Origin of the sequence: Streptomyces sp. NPDC093065 (assembly GCF_044754585.1) — a bacterium.
In the GTDB taxonomy this organism is placed as follows: Bacteria; Actinomycetota; Actinomycetes; order Streptomycetales; family Streptomycetaceae; genus Streptomyces.
The window spans coordinates 69,240-86,172 of record NZ_JBIVPJ010000004.1 but is presented as its reverse complement, the minus strand read 5'-3'; the positions used below and the strand labels follow the sequence as shown (position 1 = coordinate 86,172).

Annotated in this window: 11 protein-coding genes; 10 read left to right on the top strand and 1 reads right to left on the bottom strand. The window is 70.3% G+C overall.

Annotation, left to right across the window (positions count from 1 at the left end; all coding sequences use genetic code 11):
• Positions 1-202: 202 nt before the first annotated feature.
• The 8 genes from ACIQFU_RS08800 to ACIQFU_RS08765 all read left to right on the top strand — a co-directional run bounded on the left by ACIQFU_RS08800 (position 203) and on the right by ACIQFU_RS08765 (position 10,633).
• The gene (locus ACIQFU_RS08800) at positions 203-1,342 is read left to right on the top strand and encodes a hypothetical protein (protein ID WP_402550142.1); all 1,140 of its coding nucleotides are present in this window, start codon (positions 203-205) and stop codon (positions 1,340-1,342) included.
• 57 nt (positions 1,343-1,399) lie between these two features.
• The gene (locus ACIQFU_RS08795) at positions 1,400-5,236 is read left to right on the top strand and encodes a hypothetical protein (RefSeq protein WP_402550140.1); all 3,837 of its coding nucleotides are present in this window, start codon (positions 1,400-1,402) and stop codon (positions 5,234-5,236) included.
• 129 nt (positions 5,237-5,365) lie between these two features.
• Positions 5,366-6,715, top strand: coding sequence for an NAD(P)/FAD-dependent oxidoreductase (locus tag ACIQFU_RS08790; protein ID WP_402550138.1), 1,350 nt, complete (start codon positions 5,366-5,368; stop codon positions 6,713-6,715).
• 21 nt (positions 6,716-6,736) lie between these two features.
• Complete coding sequence (locus tag ACIQFU_RS08785) at positions 6,737-7,177, top strand: MarR family winged helix-turn-helix transcriptional regulator (RefSeq protein ID WP_402550136.1); 441 nt, start codon at positions 6,737-6,739, stop codon at positions 7,175-7,177.
• A gap of 241 nt (positions 7,178-7,418) precedes the next feature.
• The gene (locus tag ACIQFU_RS08780) at positions 7,419-8,369 is read left to right on the top strand and encodes an alpha/beta hydrolase (RefSeq protein WP_402550135.1); all 951 of its coding nucleotides are present in this window, start codon (positions 7,419-7,421) and stop codon (positions 8,367-8,369) included.
• A 185-nt stretch (positions 8,370-8,554) separates the two neighbouring features.
• Positions 8,555-9,274: an alpha/beta fold hydrolase gene (locus ACIQFU_RS08775; RefSeq protein WP_402550133.1), complete on the top strand. Its 720-nt coding sequence runs from the start codon at positions 8,555-8,557 to the stop codon at positions 9,272-9,274.
• Positions 9,275-9,409: 135 nt separating this feature from the next.
• Positions 9,410-9,751 (top strand): hypothetical protein, encoded by a 342-nt coding sequence (locus ACIQFU_RS08770; RefSeq protein WP_402550131.1) that lies wholly within the window; start codon positions 9,410-9,412, stop codon positions 9,749-9,751.
• A gap of 171 nt (positions 9,752-9,922) precedes the next feature.
• Positions 9,923-10,633: a sigma-70 family RNA polymerase sigma factor gene (locus ACIQFU_RS08765; RefSeq protein ID WP_402550129.1), complete on the top strand. Its 711-nt coding sequence runs from the start codon at positions 9,923-9,925 to the stop codon at positions 10,631-10,633.
• Positions 10,634-10,695: 62 nt separating this feature from the next.
• Here ACIQFU_RS08765 and ACIQFU_RS08760 read toward each other — a convergent pair whose 3' ends face one another.
• Positions 10,696-13,440: an AAA family ATPase gene (locus tag ACIQFU_RS08760; RefSeq protein WP_402550127.1), complete on the bottom strand. Its 2,745-nt coding sequence runs from the start codon at positions 13,438-13,440 to the stop codon at positions 10,696-10,698.
• Positions 13,441-13,680: 240 nt separating this feature from the next.
• Here ACIQFU_RS08760 and ACIQFU_RS08755 point away from each other — a divergent pair, with 240 nt between their 5' ends.
• The gene (locus tag ACIQFU_RS08755; RefSeq protein ID WP_402550126.1) at positions 13,681-16,440 is read left to right on the top strand and encodes an AAA family ATPase; all 2,760 of its coding nucleotides are present in this window, start codon (positions 13,681-13,683) and stop codon (positions 16,438-16,440) included.
• 120 nt (positions 16,441-16,560) lie between these two features.
• Entirely contained in the window at positions 16,561-16,908 is a 348-nt protein-coding gene (locus tag ACIQFU_RS08750; protein WP_402550125.1) for an ArsR/SmtB family transcription factor, read from the top strand.
• Positions 16,909-16,933: the final 25 nt, after the last annotated feature.

Sequence of the window (16,933 nt, the reverse complement as noted above, 5' to 3'; positions counted from 1 at the left end):
AGCGTGTCGATATGTGACAGGTTCGGCCTGGCGAACCCCGGCGTATCGCCGAGGCGGCCCTTTGACGGCCGGCTCCAGGGGCTCACAAGCCCCGACAAGGGGCAGCGTGACGACCACCACGTCACATCCAACATGCCTATGTTGTCAACATTGTGACGGAGCATCAGCAACCGTCGTGTTCGCGAGAACCCACGGAGGAAGAGTGCGTAACACATCGATGAGGTTCCGGCTGGCGGCGGTGGCGCTCGTAGCCGCGTCCGCCGCGGTCCCGGGAGCGGCCGTGCCGGCCGTGGCCGGTGACGCCTCGGTCGCGGCGGACGGCCCTTCGGCCGCCGTCTGGGGCTTTCCCGGGGAGGGAAGCGACTGGAAGCCGGTGACCTACGGGGGCGGGGCGATCACCAGCCGGTCCACCCCGGGCGAGGCACGCGACGAGCGCGGCAACATCCTGCACGCCTGGCGGGGCGCCGACAACGACTACATCTACATCGCGTTGAACAACGGCCCCTCCCGCCGGCTGCCCGCGGGGGCAGGCGCGTTCGCGCAGACCTGGACACCGCCGAAGGTGATCTGGACCGACGACGGAGGCCGCGGGAACTTCAGGATCTTCCACACCGGTACGGAGGGCCACGTCTACCAGCACCGCGTCCAGCTCGACGCGAGCTACCAGCTGCCCGGCGACCTGCCCGACCCGACCAAGATCCCCAACGACACCCGGACAAGCAACACCCTGCCCGTGGGGGCCGCCGCGCTGCCCGACAACTCGTTCATGCTCGCTTGGAACAGCCAGTCGAACGACGCCGTCTGGACGACGTACTACAACGGTGGAACCGCCACCTACACCTCCCCCCGCGTGGTTCCGGGCGCCCTGAGCAAGGACGCGCCGGCGCTGGCCGCCCAGGTGGACTCGGGGAACGACCCCGCTCCCTGGAACCAGATCGTCCTGGCCTTCACCGGCACCGACAACAACATCTACATGTCGCGGCAGAGGTACGGCTCTTCCACGTGGACGAGCCCGTTCAAGGTGTACGCCTCGGGCACCCCCGGCTACACCAGAAGCGGTCCGTCCGTCGCGCTCTCCCGAAACGGCTATGGCGTGATCAGCCTGACCGAGGACCGTGACCACACGATCGGCAGCTACATCATCTCGCGGGACGGGGGGTGGAGCGGGTACTACGAGGAGAACTCGTTCGCGAACACCTACGGCAGGACCCCGCTGGCCGTGATCGCCGGAACCGATCTCTACTACGTCATCAACGGTACCGGCGGGGGACGGAACGGCGTCCTGTGGAAGGCGGTCTACGACTTCGCGGCCATGCCCAAGCCCCCCGCCCCGCAGTGGTGACGGGCTCCCGACGATGACGCCACCTGTCGAGGTCTCGTGAAACACAGCCGAACAGCGATGAGCCTTCTTCCCGGCCTGCTGCTGTCCTTCCTGACGCCGGCGCTCGCCCCGCCGGCGTCGGCACTCGCCCCCGCGACGCCCACGACCGCTCCCGCGCCGGCCGCGCCAACGGCCGGACCGGGGGCAGTCGGCCCGGACCTGAGCCACGCGAACCGCACCGTCCCCCGTGCCGGTCTGCCCGACTGGTCGCGGACCGGGTATCGCGGCGGCCTGGAGCTCCCGGGCAGCGGCGACCTGACCGGCGATGCCTCCTGCCGCATCTCCAGCGGCGAACTCGCCTCCACCTACAAGGTGATCGGGGACGACGGGGCCGACGACACCGCCGGGCTGCAGAAGGCGATCGACGACGTCAGGAGCAGATGCTCACCGAACGCGAACTTCCACCGGCTCTCACTCATCGAGTTGCCGTACGGGCGGGTCGACATCTCCCGCCAGATCTACGTCGACGCCAACTTCCTGACCATCAGGGGCATGGGCTCGGGAGACGGCGGCACCCGCCTGGTGTTCCGCCCCGACCTCAGCACACGCTACGACCAGACGGTCAACGGCCGCTGGGACCAGGAAAGCATGACGGCCGGCAACGCGCCCGACATGGGCAACGGCGGCTGGATATGGCCGGGGCGGGGAATGTTCCGGGTCCAGACCCGGGAGGTGGCGGCACGGTACCAGGACGAATGGGAGGTGCTTCCGCCCCTTCCCGGCCGCAAGGACCTCTTCGAGAGCAGCGTCAACCAGCACTGGGTCTCCGGCTTCAAGCTCGCCGCACCGCCCGACGACCCGGGCTTCTCGGGCCGCCGGGGCGGCAACGCGGTGCGGCTGGATCCGAAAGCCGACACGGACAAGTTCAAGCCGGGCGGCTATGTCTGGGTGGGGGCGGCCAACAGCAAGAAGTTCTACGCACAGCAGGGCATCACCGATCCGAGCATGATCGAGGCGCTCCACATGCGCCAGCAGATGTTCCGGGTCACCCGCATCGACGCCACCACCAAGACGATCACGCTGGACGAGCCGCTGGAGTGGGACCTGCCGGTCAACTCCGAATCGGACGGCTCCGAACCGCTGAACGGCAGCGGCAATCCCTACCCCAGCAAGATCACCCCGCTGAAGACCGTCGAGGGGGTGGGGTTCGAGGACTTCGCCTTCACCCAGGACATGAACGGACTGCCCAAGATCGGCGGCCAGGAGACCTACTCCCTGAGCCCCGACCAGGCCAGGAACAACTACGGCAACATGGCCCCGGAGTACGCGATGCACGGCATCGTGTTCAAATGGGCCGCCAACAGCTGGGCGCGAGGGCTGAGGGCCACGATGACCGGCTCGCACCCGATCGTCACCGAGGTGGCGCGCAACCTGCAGATCGAGCGCAACAGCTTCGACGGCGCGTGGAACAAGGGCAAGGGCGGCAACGGCTACTTGCGCGGCAGCCGGGTCTGGGACTCGCTGTGGGCCCACAACCTGAGCCGCAACCTGCGCCACTTCACCTTCCAGTGGTCGGCCAGCGGCAACGTGGCCTTCCGCAACGACCTCGACTCGGACCTGAACCTGCACGGCGGCTGGGAACACGGCAACCTGTTCGAGCAGAACACGGTGCGTATCCCCTACGAACACCGTTCGGCGAGCTGCCGGGCCAACTGCGGCGGGGAAGGCGGTGAGATCGACGACGGGACCTGGTACCCGATCTGGTGGGCCGCCGGTCCCAAGGCAGGCAAGTGGGCCGGTTCCTCCGGTCCGCAGAACGTCTTCTACAACAACACCCTGATCAAGCAGACCACCCCGAACGGCCCCTTCGAGCCGTACGCCCCGTACGGCACGCAGCCCGGTGTCGCGTTCCAGTTCGGTTCCGACGGCCTGCGTCCCGGGGAGTTCCTGCCCCTGGGCCAGGACGGTCAGGCCATCGCGGACTGGACGGGCCGGGAGACCCTGGATTACCGGGGCCAGGGGGTGGCGACGCTCGACCTCGGCAAACAGCACTCGTTGTTCCTGCGGGACACCGGCGGCGAGACCGACCCCCGTCAACAGAACCGCCGCAAGGTGATCACCTGGAACATGCAGGGCGCAGGCACCACCGACGACGCCGGCGAGTACGAATCCAAGTACGACGCGGGGGTGCTCGGCATGATGGCGCGGTACGAGGCCGACATCATGCTCCTGCAGGAGGCAGGGTCTCCTCCCGGGGGCGAGACCGGCGACAGATGGCTGGGGCAGGAGCACGACATCCAGCAGACGCAGTACAGCCGGGGCCTCGACTACGTGGGCAACCACATCAACCCACCGGTCCGGCAGTACCTCATCAGCGGGACGCGCAGCCGGCCGGCCGCATACCTGTACTGGCTGCACACGGACACCTCCACCGTCGGGGTCAACCGCGTCAACCTGGCCATCGCGACGTCCAACCCCGTCGAGCGCGACGACGTCTTCGTGGTGCGGGGAGCCGTCGACCAGTACGGAGTCGCCACGAGCCGGCCCGCGCTCGGCGTCCGCGTCAACGGCGTCGTCTACTTCACGGTGCACGGCTGGTCGGGGTCCGGCAACGACGCCCCCGAGCTGCTGGCCAACATCCGGACCAGGATGGCCACCGCGGGCCCCAACAACACGCCGCTGCCCTGGGTGGCGCTCGGCGACTACAACCGCCTCCCGCATCCCGGCGCGCAGAACTCCCTGTACGACCGGCTCTCCCGTGACGCGCCCGGGCAGTGGCAGGTGATGGCCCCGTCCCTCGGACAGCCGACCCATCCGACCGTGCCGGACCCCGAACCCTATGTTCCGGACCCCTTGGATCCGGAGCCCGCGGAGCCGCTGACCACCACGCCGAGAATCCTCGACTACGCGGTCGCCCCGTCCGGTGCCGACGCGCCCCAAGCCACAGGCATAGGCCGGGTCGACGAAGAAGTCAGGTCGGACCACTACCCCGTTCTGTTCGAAATCGGCAATCTGCCGGAACCCCCGAGCGCCAGGGCGCGGCCGGTGAAGAAGCTGCCGACGCGGGCCGTGCTCCGCAATGCCAAGACCACCAACGTGGCCACCTACGGCGGCTACACCTCCCAGGTCGTCGACGAGCCGTTCAACCGGGCCGATGTGCCGATGCAGACGTTCAGTCTGGACGCGGTGCCCGAGTTCCCCGGCCACTACCGCCTGGTCTCCGTCGACGGCAACAGTTACCTGGGACAGCCGGACGGTGCCCGCGACGCGCGGATCGCACTGAACCCGAACGAGGAGACCGACCAGCTCTGGCACCCCGTCGACCAGGGAGACGGCACATGGATCCTGGAGAACATGGTCAGCCACCAGTTGCTCACGTCCCTGAACAGCGGTGCGGCTCTGGTGGCTCGCGACTTCGACAACTCGGGTGCCCAGCGCTGGTTCCTCCAGGACCCGGTCACCGAGGCGCCGAGAGTCGACGAGATCCTGCTCGAGGAGTCCACACCGCCCCTGATGATGACGGTGGCGGACGGCCGCACCGAAGAGGGCACCGCGGTGGACGTGCGCTACGACACCGAGGCGGGAAACGAGGGGTTCACCACGATCTACGCGGACAGAACCGGTGACGACCACTGCTACTACCTCGCCTACGGCGGGAAGTACGTCAACGCGACGGCGACCCGGGCACTGCCACAGGACGGCAACAGGGTGACGCTGAACACCTTCCGACCCAACGACGACGGCTACCTGTGGTGTGCCACGTTCAACGAGACGACGATGTTCCTGAGCAACCACACGGCCCCCGGCGAGCGCCTGTACCTGGACGCCCACGGCGAGAACCAGCCGTTGACGCTCCACACGTACACCCCCGGTCTCCCGGTGGATCTGTGGGCCTTCGACCCAGTCACACAGTGATGCCGGCACACAGCGACGGACGGACCGCGGCCGGGACGCCGACAGCCACTTCACGTGAAGTCGGTGTCACAGCACGCGGTTCCGCCCGGTCAGTGGTGTGAAACCGAGAAGACAAGAACTGAGGACACCGTGCGTGAGATCCTTATCGTGGGCGGCGGCTACGCGGGCTTCTACACCGCGTGGGGCCTTGAGAAGAAGCTGCGCAGGGGCGAGGCGCGCGTCACCGTCGTCGACCCGCGTCCGTACATGACGTACCAGCCGTTCCTGCCGGAGGTGGTGGCGGGCTCCGTGGAAGCCCGTCACGCCGCGGTGTCACTCCGCCGGCACCTGCACCGCACCCGCCTGATCGCGGGCGCCGTGACGAAGATCCGCAACAGTGACCGCACCGTCACGGTACGCCCGGAGAACGGGCCGGACTACCAACTGACCTACGACATCCTCGTCATCACGGCGGGCGCGGTCACCCGCACCTTCCCCATACCTGGCATCAGCGACCAGGCCTTCGGCCTGAAGCACGTCGAGGAGGCGGTGGCCGTCCGGGACCGGCTGCTGACCTCGTTCGACCGCGCGGCGAGTCTGCCCGAGGGATCCGAACGCAAGAGGCTCCTGACCGCCACCTTCGTGGGCGGGGGCTTCTCGGGTGTGGAGGGCTTCGGCGAAGCGCTGTCCCTGGCGACCGCACTGCTGAAGCACTACCCGGAGATCAGCGCCCGCGAGCTCCGCTTCCACCTGGTCGAGGCACGTGGCCGCATCCTCCCCGAGGTCACTGACGGGCCGGGCGACTGGGTGGTCCGGTCCCTGCGCAAGCGGGGCGCGCAGGTGCACCTCAACACCCAGCTCGTCTCCGCCGAGGACGGACACGTCGTGCTCTCGGACGGGACGGAGTACGACTCCGGCCTGATCGTGTGGGCCGCGGGCAACGCGGCCAACCCCGTGGTGCACAACCACACGGACCTCCCGGTGGACGAACGGGGACTGCTCGTCGTACGGCCCGACCTGCGCGTCGGAACGGAGACGGACGCGGTACCGGACGTCTGGGCCGCGGGCGACGACGCCTCCGTGCCCGATCTCGCGGCGGGCCGGCCGGGGGCGCATACGGTCCCCAACGCCCAGCACGCGGTACGGCAGGGCAAACGCCTCGCCAAGAACATCCTGGCGTCACTGCGCGGAAGGCCCGCCAAGGACTACGTCCACCGCAGCCTGGGAGTGGTGGCCACTCTGGGCCTGGGCCGGGGTATCTTCCAGTACCGGCGCCTCGTCATCAAGGGCTTCCCGGCATGGCTCATGCACCGCGGCTACCACGTGCTCGCCGTACCGTCGTGGGAACGCAAGGTACGCGTGTTCGCCGTATGGGCCACCGCCGCCTGCTACGGCCGGGACATCGTCTCGCTGGCCTCGGTGCAGCACCCTCGGGAAGCCTTCCTGACCAAGGGCGACCCGCACCGCGGCGACCAGCCGGCCGACGCGCCCGTCGGATGAACCGATTCATCATGAGTGAACATGAGTGAAGAGGCCTCCTTGATCACACGCTGGAGCGCGCTCGACCGGCTCCACCGCCGGATCGATGCGACCGTCGAGCGGCACCTTCACCAGCGGCTGGGCCTCGGCGTCAGCGAGTTCCGCGCACTGGCGGCTCTGGACAGCGGCGATGCCGGGATCCAGCCGCTGCAGCTCCGGGACCTGGCCGCGCAGGTCGGCCTGAGCCAGTCCGCCACAAGCCGCCTGGTGACCCGTTTGCGGGAACGGGGTCTGATCGCCACGAGCACCCCCCCGCACGACCACCGCAGTGTCGAACTCCGGCTCACCACCGTCGCACAGAAGGCGCTGCGGGTCGGTGCGCCGGTGCTCGCCGACGCGGTCTGCGAAGCGGTACGAGACCTTCGCGAGGAGGACACCGACCGCGCCCTGCTGCGCTACCTCCAGGAGGGCCCCGGGGCATGATCGACGGCCGTGTCGGCATTCCGGTCGGCGGTGGACGGTGCGCTCCACGACGACGCCACCCAGTCGTTCTCTACTTGATAAAAGAAGGCGGTGTGTCCGGGCGGATACCGGGCTCTCCGGGACACGGCCCGGACCGTCGCTGATATTCGTGAGTTCTGCTCGGCGCGTCACGCTTCGACCTCCGGCCCGGTCTTATTGGGTGCAACCCTTTCCCCATGACCGACTTCCCGGAGGAAACGCCGTGAACGACATCATCCTCGAACCCGCCGCACAGGAATTCGCCGACGCGACCGCCAAGCCGCCGTTGCTGTACGAACTCGGCGTCGACGGTGCCCGCAAGCTGCTGGACGACGTCCAGGCACAGCCCGTCGAGAAGCTCGACGTCGAAGAGAAGTGGACCACCGTCCCCGCCCGAGTCGGTGAGGTGAGGGTGCGTGTCATCAAGCCGGTCGGCAGCACGGGCGCCCTGCCCGTGATCCTCTACATGCACGGCGGCGGCTGGATCCTCGGCAACGCGGGCACCCACGACCGCCTGGTGCGCGAGCTGGCGGTGGGCGCGCGGGCCGCCCTGGTCTTCGTCGAGTACGACCGTTCGCCGGAGGCGAAGTACCCCGTAGCCATCGAGCAGGCGTACGCCACCGCCCAGTGGATCACCACCAAGGGCGCGGAGGAGGGCCTCGACGGCTCCCGCATGGTCGTTGCCGGCGACTCGGTCGGGGGCAACATGAGTGCGGCCCTCACCCACATGGCCAAGCAGCGCGGTGACGTGACCTTCCTGCACCAGTCTCTGTACTACCCCGTCACCGATGCGGCCCAGGACACCGAGAGCTACCGTACCTTCGCGCACGGTCCGCACCTGACCGCGAAGGCGATGGAGTGGTTCTGGGACGCGTACACCACCGATCCCGCCGAGCGGGCCCAGGTCACCGCGTCCCCGCTGCGGGCCACCCTCGAAGACCTCCAGGGCCTGCCCCCGGCGTTCGTCGTCGTCGACCAGAACGACGTCCTGCGCGACGAGGGAGAGGCCTACGCCGGCAAGCTGGTCCAGGCCGGCGTGCCGACCGTCAGCCTTCGCTACAACGCCGGCCTGCACGACTTCATGATGCTGAACCCGGTGCGGGGCACCCAGGCGTCGAGTGCGGCGATCGAGCAGGCCGTCCACGTGCTGCGCAAGGCGCTGGGAACCGACTGATCCACCTCGGAGCGGCACCCCGGGAGGACCGGCACCGAACTTCCCGGACAGGAAAGTACGGGATACGCCAGAACAGCGAATCGGGGGTCCGTTCGCGACACCGCCGCAAGCCGGAACCACGAATTCGGCAAGTGGCGACCCGTTCGATGAAGCGCGTATTCGCCAGTAAACGAAAGGTCACCGTCATGAATGCGCAGAACCCCACCATCGTTCTCGTCCATGGTGCGTTCGCCGACTCCTCCAGCTGGAATGGCGTCGTCGAGAAACTGCAGTCCCACGACTATCCGGTCACGGCCGCGAGCAACCCGCTGCGCGGACTTGCCGACGACGCCCAGTACGTCAGGCAACTGGTGGCCTCCATCGACGGCCCCGTCGTGCTCGTCGGCCACTCCTACGGCGGCTCGGTGATCAGCGGCGCCGCCAAGGGGCTCGCCAACGTCAAGGCGCTGGTCTTCGTCGCGGCCTTCCTGCCCGACGAGGGCGAGAGCGCGATCGCTCTCTCCGGAAAGTTCCCGGGAAGCACCCTCGGCGAGGCACTCCGCCCGGTTCCGGTCACCCTGCCCGACGGCAGCCAGGCCGCGGACCTCTACATCGACACGAGCAAGTTCCACCAGCAGTTCGCCGCCGACGTACCCGCGGGAACAGCGGCGGTCATGGCCGCCACGCAGCGGCCCGTGACCGACGCCGCGCTGGCGGAAGGCGGCGCGGCCCCGGCGTGGAGGGACATCCCGTCGTGGGTCCTCGTGGCCACCGAAGACCGGAACATCCCGCCTCGGACGCAGGCCTTCATGGCCGAGCGGGCGGACGCCACCGTCGTCAGCGTTCCCGCCTCCCACGCGGTCAGCGTCTCGCGTCCGGGGGACGTCGCGCGCCTGATCAACGAGGCGGCCCAGGCCACCGCCTGAGCGGCCGGCACCCGCGCCGCGTCGGGCGGGGTGGGTGCCCACGGCCGCCCCCGGACACGGATCGCACCGCGGGGAGCGGCCCGGGGCGGGCTGGACGGAGACGGAAACGACCGGTCACCGACTCTGGAGTACACCATGGACACGGAGAAGCAGGCCGCCCGTGGGCTGGTCGACATAGAAGCCTTCCTCCACCGGGAGGCCCAGCTCAGGGCGGCCCGCCAACGGGTGGAGGACTTCACCGCGAGAGCGGATGGACTGACCCTCGAACAGAGGCGACGCATCGAACGGTGGTACCTGGAGGAGCAGCGGTATGTGGCCCACATGGTGACGGAACACATCGCCGAAAGCCTCAACGCTGCCGAGGAGGCGCACCGCGTCCGGTTCGGGCGATGGCTGCGCGGAACGCTGGTCGGCACGGTCCTCATTACCCTGGCGACGTTCGTGTGCACGGCCGCCGTGGTGGGAACGATGCACTGATCCACCCCGGAGCGGTGATCGCCCGCCCTGCGGCGAACGCGGCAGGGTACGAACTACGGCATCACTACGTATCGGACCACGGGTTCTCAATGGTTCGCTCGCCGCCGATGGGCGCGAGGTTGGTCTCAGCAGCATTCCCGAGCTGCGTCCCACCCAGCGGAGGAGCCGACCGTGGACACGTACCTGACGAAGACCGGGACCACGTCGGTGGCGGGTCGCGGTGTGGCGGCCCCGGTCATCGACGACCTGGAGGACGCGGCATCCCTGTTCCTGCAGGACCGGCCGTCACTGCTCAAGATCGCCTGTCGCATCCTCGGCAGCGTGAGCGAAGCCGAGGACGTGGTCCAAGAGGTGTGGCTGCGTCTGCAACGCACCGACCGCACGGTGGTGAAGAGCCCGTCCGCGCTGCTCCGGACGATCACCGTCCGGATGGCGATCAACGCGGGCCAGTCGGCCAGGCGGCGCCGGGAGTACTCCGCCACCCCGTGGCTGCCGGAGACGCCCGACCCCGAGAGCACACCGGAGGCGGTGGCCGACCGGCAGGACGCGGTGGAGCGGGCCAGCGTCCTCATGCTGGAGACGCTGACACCGCGGCAGCGCGCTGCGTTCGTCCTCAGGGAGGGGTTCGCCTACCCGTACGACCAGATCGCCGCTCTCCTGTGCATCAGCGTCGTCAACGCGCGGCAACAGGTCGCACGTGCTCAGCAGCGTCTCGGCGCGGGGCGTCGGCGTCAGCCGGTGGACTCCGTCACGCACCGCCGGTTCGTGCAGGCGCTTCTCGCGGCCGCACAAGGAGGAGACCTGAACCGTCTGGAGCGTTTCCTCGTCGTCGTCGTCGACGACGACGACGACGGCGGGCGGCCCGGCTGCCCGCCCACGTGACGACCGCGCCGCACCCCGTCGGAGAGGCCGCGGCGGCCGTCCGACGCCGCGACCCGCACCGGTCAGAGCGCCGTACGCAGGACACGGCGAGAGGCGATGCCGAGCTTGGCGTACACCTTCCGCAGGTGCCACTCCACGGTGTGAGTGCTGAGGAACAGCTGGGCGCCGATCTCGGAGTTGGTGAGCCCGTCCCGGGCCAGACGCGCGATCTGGGTCTCCTGCGCGGTGAGGGCCGGGGCGGCGGCGACGCCGGTGCGCCGTGCCACCGACTCGCCGGTGGCTTGCAGCTCCCGCACCGCGCGCTCCGCGAAGGCGTTGGCTCCGAACCGTGTGAACAGGGCGTGCGCCTCACGCAGTTGCTTCCGGGCGTCGGTGCGCCGGTTCTCCCGGCGCAGCCACTCCCCGTACAGCAGGTGTGCCCGGGCCAGTTCCGCTCCGGCTCGCGTGCGTTCGAGCCGCTCGACCGCCTCGCGGTACAGGCCGTCGGCCTGGTCCCCATGGCCGAGCAGCGCGCGGGAACGTGCCTGGACACCCAGCGACCAGTCCGTGGCCGCCGCGCCCGTCGTCCGGGCCAGCCGGGCCATCGCGGCCTCGGCCGCTCGCGGACGGCCGCTGCGCACCGCCGCCTCCACCAGTTCGACCAGCCCCCAGTTGGCCGCGACCAGGTCCTGCGGGTACGCACTGGCCTGCTCGGCCGCGGCAAACGCCTCCTCGTAGCGGCCCATGGAGTTGTGGAGCACGGCTTTGGCCCGCTGAGCGATGGCCACGCCGATGCCCTCGCCTCGGTCGACGGCCTCGTCCATGCTGGTCGCGATCAGTGCCGCGGCCTCGGCCGCGCGTCCCTGCCAGGCGGCGAGGGTCATCGTGCCGTAGGGAACGAAACCGCTGCCGGCGGCTTCCTGGACCCTGCCGACCTCCGCGAGGAGCAGCGCCGCCGCGTCCAGTTCTCCGGCGCAGGTGTGGACGACCACCCGAGAGTTGAGTGCGAGCGGCAGCTCGGCCAGGGCGCCCACGGCACGAGCCGTCCCCACGTGCCGGGTCGCCAGGTCCGCCCAGCCCTCGTCGTCCCACATCTCGGCCGCCAGTGCCGACGCCAGCCACGACCAGCGCAGAATCTCCTCCGAGTCGGTCTCCTGGCGAAGTGCGCGCACCGCGTCACGGGACACGGCCACCGCCTCGCGGTATCCACTGGTGAACCGGGTGGCCAGGGCCTCCAGGAGCAGGTCGGAGTTGCGCGGCGGCCTGGTGCCGGACGGTGACGTCCTCTGCGCCGCCGCTGCCACCTCGTGCACGGTCGTACCGGTGGCGAGGCGCCCGGCGAACATGGCGGCGGACACGGTGTCCAGGAAGGTCTCGCGGGCCATGCCGACGTCGAGCGGCACCAGGCGCCGCGCGGCGTCCAGCAGGAGGGGGAGGGCCTCGTTGCCGCGGCTTCCGGTGAAGGCGATCTGCGCTTGGAGAAGGTCCACACCGGCACGACCCAGCTCGTCCAGGGACCCGCTCCTGGCGAGGGCCAGCAGATCACGGGCCGCGGCGGGCGCACCGGCGCGAAGTTTCGCCCGGGCCGCAGCGAGGGCACGTGTCGCCTTGCGCCGCGGCTGTGGACTCAATACGGCAGCGTGGGCGAGAAACGCCGCAGCCGCGGCGGTGCCGCCCCGTGCGAGTGCCCGACCGGCCGACGACTCCAGCGCGGCGGCGACCGTCTCGTCGGGGCGCACCGTCGCCCTTGCCAGATGCCACGCGCGGCGGTCGGGGTCAAGGACGGGATCGGTCACCTCGGCAAGGGCACGGTGGGTCTCCCGCAGGTCCGCGAGCCCGGCCGACCGGTAGACGGCCGAGCGCAGGAGCGGATGCCGGAAGCGCACCAGGGCGGCGATGTCGAGCAGTCCCGCCTTCACCGCGGGGTCGGCCGCACCGGGGTCGATGTGCAGCCGTTCCGCCGCGCGCCACAGCAGGTGCACGTCGCCGATCGGCTCGGCGGCGGCGGTCAGCAGCAGCCGCTGTGTCGCCGACGGCAGTGAGCGCACCCGCTGCACATAACTGCGCTCGATGCTGCCGGTCACCGGTCCCGGGTCGGGCCGTGCGAGCCCGTCGGCCGGTTCCGTCTCGCCGCGGCCGTGGGGGAGTTCCAGCAGCGCCAGGGGGTTGCCGCGCGCTTCGGCGAGGATGCGGTCGCGGATGCGCTCGTCCGCCGGACCGCCGGCCGCCGCGTCCAGCAGTGCCCGGGCGTCGGCGTCGTTCAGGCCGCCGAGGGTCAGTTGCGGCAGCCCGGTGAACTCGTCCCGTCCCCGGTGTTCACGGGAGGCGAAGACCAGCGCCAGCGGCTCGGCGAGCATCCGTCGCGCCACGAACGCCAGCGTCTGGGCGGATACCCGGTCGAGCCACTGAGCGTCGTCCACCAGGCAGAACAGCGGCCCCTCGTCGGCCACCTCGGTCAGCAGGCCGAGCACAGCCAGACCCACCAGGAACCGGTCCGGCGGCGGGCCTGCGCTCAGTCCCAAGGCCGTAGCCAGCGCTTCTTGCTGTGGTTGCGGAAGGGAGGTGGCACGTCCCAGGAAGGGGGCGCACAGCTGGTGCAGTCCCGCGAAGGGGAGCTCCATCTCCGACTCGGCGCCCGCCCCGCGGGCGACGCGATGGCCGGTTGCGCGTGCCGCCAGGTGGTCGAGCAGCGCCGACTTGCCGATTCCGGCCTCACCGCGCAGAACGAGAACGGCGCTCCGTCCGGCCTCCACTCCCAGGACGAGCTCGTCGAGGGCACCGCACTCGTGGTGTCTGCCGCGCAGCCGCTCTCTGCCGTCTCCGCTCACTTGCTCCCCCTCCGGCACGGGGGGAGCATAACAACACGGGAGGTGGACCAAGCCGTGGAGCGGCGCAGGAGGACGGGTTCCCTTCGACCACTCCCACCTGCGTGTTTGCTTCGCGGGGCCACACGGTCCTACGGCTCCGGAGGCCGGCCCGGCAGCCTCGTTCCGCCGGCAGGGTGCCCCGGCTGGGTTTCCTCGGGTAGACAGGACGGATCAGAATCATTCGGAACCAAGGCGGACACCGTGACGGGAAGCGTGCCGCTGCGCGGTCGACGACGCGAGCTGGCGGAGCTGGATGCGCTGGTCCACAGGGCCCGCGCCGGCCACAGTGAGGCCCTGACCGTCTCCGGCGAGGCCGGCGTCGGCAAGACCGCCCTCCTCGACCACCTCACCGCGAGAGCCGGCCCGCACGTCCGCGTGGAACGCACCGTGGCCTCCCAGTCCGAGATGGAACTCGCCTACGCCGGCCTCCAGCAGCTCTGCGGCCCCATGCTGGGGTCGGCCGCGCGGCTGCCCGCTCCGCAGCAGGAGGCGATCGAGGTGGCGTTCGGACTGCGCAGCGCACCCGCGCCGAGCCCCTTCCTCGTCGGACTCGCGGTGCTGGGCCTGCTCACCGAGGCCGCACAGGACCGGGGGTTGCTGTGTGTCGTCGACGACGCACAGTGGCTCGACCAGGCATCGGCCCGGGCTATCGCGTTCGCCGCCCGGCGCATGGACGTGGAGGGCATCGCCCTGGTGCTGGCGATGCGCTGGGTGGACGAGGCGTTCGCCGGCCTTCCGCACATGATCGTCGAAGGACTGGAGTACGAGGACGCGAGCGCTCTGCTGCGCCTCGCGGTCCCCGGCGGCCTCGACCGTCGGGTGCGGGAGCGGCTTCTGGCGGAGGCACGCGGCAACCCGCTGGCCCTGCGGGAACTGCCTCGGGCCCTGAGCCCCGCCGAGATCGCCGGCGGCTTCGCCCTCACCGGCTCGCTGCCGCTGGAGAGCCGGATCGAGCAGAGCCTGGTCGTGCAGCTCGCACCGCTACCCGTACCGGCGCGCCTTCTGCTGTTGCTGGCGGCAGCCGACCCCACCGGCGACCCCGGCTTGCTGTGGCAGGCGAGCGAGCTGCTGGGACTGAAGCAGGAAGCCTTCGACGCCGCCAGGGACGCCGAGGCGCTCGTCGTCGGCACGCGCGTCGGCTTCCGCCATCCACTGGTGCGGTCGGCGGTGTACCGGGCCGCGTCACCGGAGGACCGGCGGCGCGTCCATGCCGCGCTGGCGGACGTCACCGACCTCAGTCGGGACCCGGACCGCCGGGCCTGGCACCGCGCCGGCTCGGTGCTGCACCCGGACGAGGAGGTCGCCGCCGATCTGGAGCGGTCCGCCGTACGTGCCCGGACCAGGGGCGGCGCGGCGGCCGCGGCCGCGTTCCTGGAACGGTCGGCGGAGCTGACGCCCGACCCGCCACGCCGGGTCCAGCGCATCATCGCCGCCGCCGAGGCGAAACACGATGCGGGCGCTCCCGAGTCGGTTCTGAGCCTGCTCGACGCTGCCCACGGCCTCCCGCTGACCGCTGCACAGGAGGCGGTGACCGCCCGCCTGCGTGCCCGCGCCGGGTACGCGCTGCGCCGGGACAGCAGCGGTCCGCAACTCCTCCTGGCCGCAGCGCAGGGCCTGGAGAGGCACGATCCCGTGCTGGCCCGCGACACCTATCTGGAAGCACTGGCGGCGGCGGTCTACGGGGGCAGGCTCGGTGACGCCGAACAAGTTGCCGTCGTCTCGAACGCGATCCTGGAAGCGACCGTCGACGAGGGGCCCGGCAACGCACGGGACTTGATCCTGCGCGGTCAGGCGCTGCTCGCCGCCAAGGGGCAGGAAGCCGCGATCGAAACCCTGCGCCGGGCGCAGCGCGCGCTCCTGGAACAGGCCCCCGACTCGCTCGGACTGCACTGGCTGTGGTTCGCCTCGCGCGCGGCGCAGGACCTCTGGGACGCCGGTGCGCTGCGTGCCCTGGCCGACCGGCAGGTCAGACTCGCTCGTGCCGACGGTGTCGTCACCGTCCTTCCCATCGCCCTGAGCCTGCTGATGCTGGCGCAGACGGTCGACGGCGACCTCGACGCGGCGGAGGCTTCCTGCGACGAGATCGACGCGATCAAGGACGTCACGGGCAATAAACTGCCGCCGTACGGAAGGCTGTTCCTGGCCGCGTACCGCGGGAGGGCGAGTGAGGTGGCGCGCTGGGCCGAGCGCATCCGGGCGGACGCGTACGCACGCGGCGAGGGGTACGGACTGAGCGCGGTCAACTTCTCGGAGGCCATCCTCCACAACGGCCTCGGCGCCTTCACCGAGGCGGTGGCCTCCGCCGGCCGTGAGCTGCCGTACACGCACGAGCTCAATCACGCGATGCGTACCCTGCTCGAACTGGTGGAGGCGGCCACCCACACCGGCGACCGGGCTCTCGCCGAGCACGCGGTGGACAAGCTGGCCGGCGTGACGCGTCCGGTCGGGAACACCTGGGCGACCGCGGTGCTGGCCATGGCCGAGGCGCAACTGCATGAGGGCGACGAGGCCGAGAGGCGCTACCGGGACGCGATCGACGGCTTCGAGGCGGAGCGCATCCCGATCATGGTGGGCCGTTGCCGTCTGCTGTACGGAGAGGAACTCAACCGCCGGAAACGGCATCCCGAGGCGCGTGAGCAGCTCAGGGCTGCGCACGGACTGCTGACGGGCTTGGGCATGGAGGGTTTCGCCCGTCGGGCCGCGGACGAACTACGAGTCAGTGGTGGGACCCCGCAGGTCCGGGTGCGTGGATCAGCTGTGCAACTCACCAACCAGGAGCTCAATGTCGCGCGCCTGGCGCGGGAGGGGCTGACGAACCGGGACATCGGCGCCCGGCTGTTCATCAGCGTCCACACCGCGGAGTACCACCTGCGCAAAGTGTTCGCGAAGCTCGGCATCAAGCGGCGCACCGAGCTGAAGACCGCCCTCGCCGAACTCGACCAGTCACCCACGGACATCTGATACCGGGGGCCTTGAGCGCGGTGTGCCGGCGGCCACCCGAGCACGGGGGCGGCAAGGTCCCGTCGCGGCGGCGGAAAGTCCATGTTCGACACTTTCCGAACTTGCGATAGCGTGGCCCTCATGCCTGATCACTCCACCCCTGCCGACAGCGAGATCGGCCTGCCGCGCCTGCTGGGAGTGCTCAGCGATCCGACGCGGCTGGGGATCGTCCGTATCCTGGCAGACGGCGCTGAACGAGGGTGGGGGCAGTTCAGTGCACCCGTCGCCAAGTCAACGCTCAGCCACCACCTCAAGATGTTGCGCGAGGCGGGCGTCACCCAGACCCGTCAGGAGGGCACTCGCTGCTTTGTGAAGCTGCGACGTGATGCCCTCGACGCCCGTTTCCCCGGACTCCTGCCGGCCCTGCTGTCGGCCGCGGTCGCAGACCACATCGGGGAACACGTGAGCGAACGTGACGAGCACGGGTAGCCACCCTCATGAACGCGTCGGGGCC

Bases quoted from the DNA above. Each gene is read 5' to 3' on its own strand.
- ACIQFU_RS08785 (WP_402550136.1), top strand. From the start codon at position 6,737: ATGAGTGAAGAGGCCTCCTTGATCACACGCTGGAGCGCGCTCGACCGG.
- ACIQFU_RS08750 (WP_402550125.1), top strand. From the start codon at position 16,561: ATGCCTGATCACTCCACCCCTGCCGACAGCGAGATCGGCCTGCCGCGC.
- ACIQFU_RS08770 (WP_402550131.1), top strand. From the start codon at position 9,410: ATGGACACGGAGAAGCAGGCCGCCCGTGGGCTGGTCGACATAGAAGCC.
- ACIQFU_RS08775 (WP_402550133.1), top strand. From the start codon at position 8,555: ATGAATGCGCAGAACCCCACCATCGTTCTCGTCCATGGTGCGTTCGCC.
- ACIQFU_RS08795 (WP_402550140.1), top strand. From the start codon at position 1,400: ATGAGCCTTCTTCCCGGCCTGCTGCTGTCCTTCCTGACGCCGGCGCTC.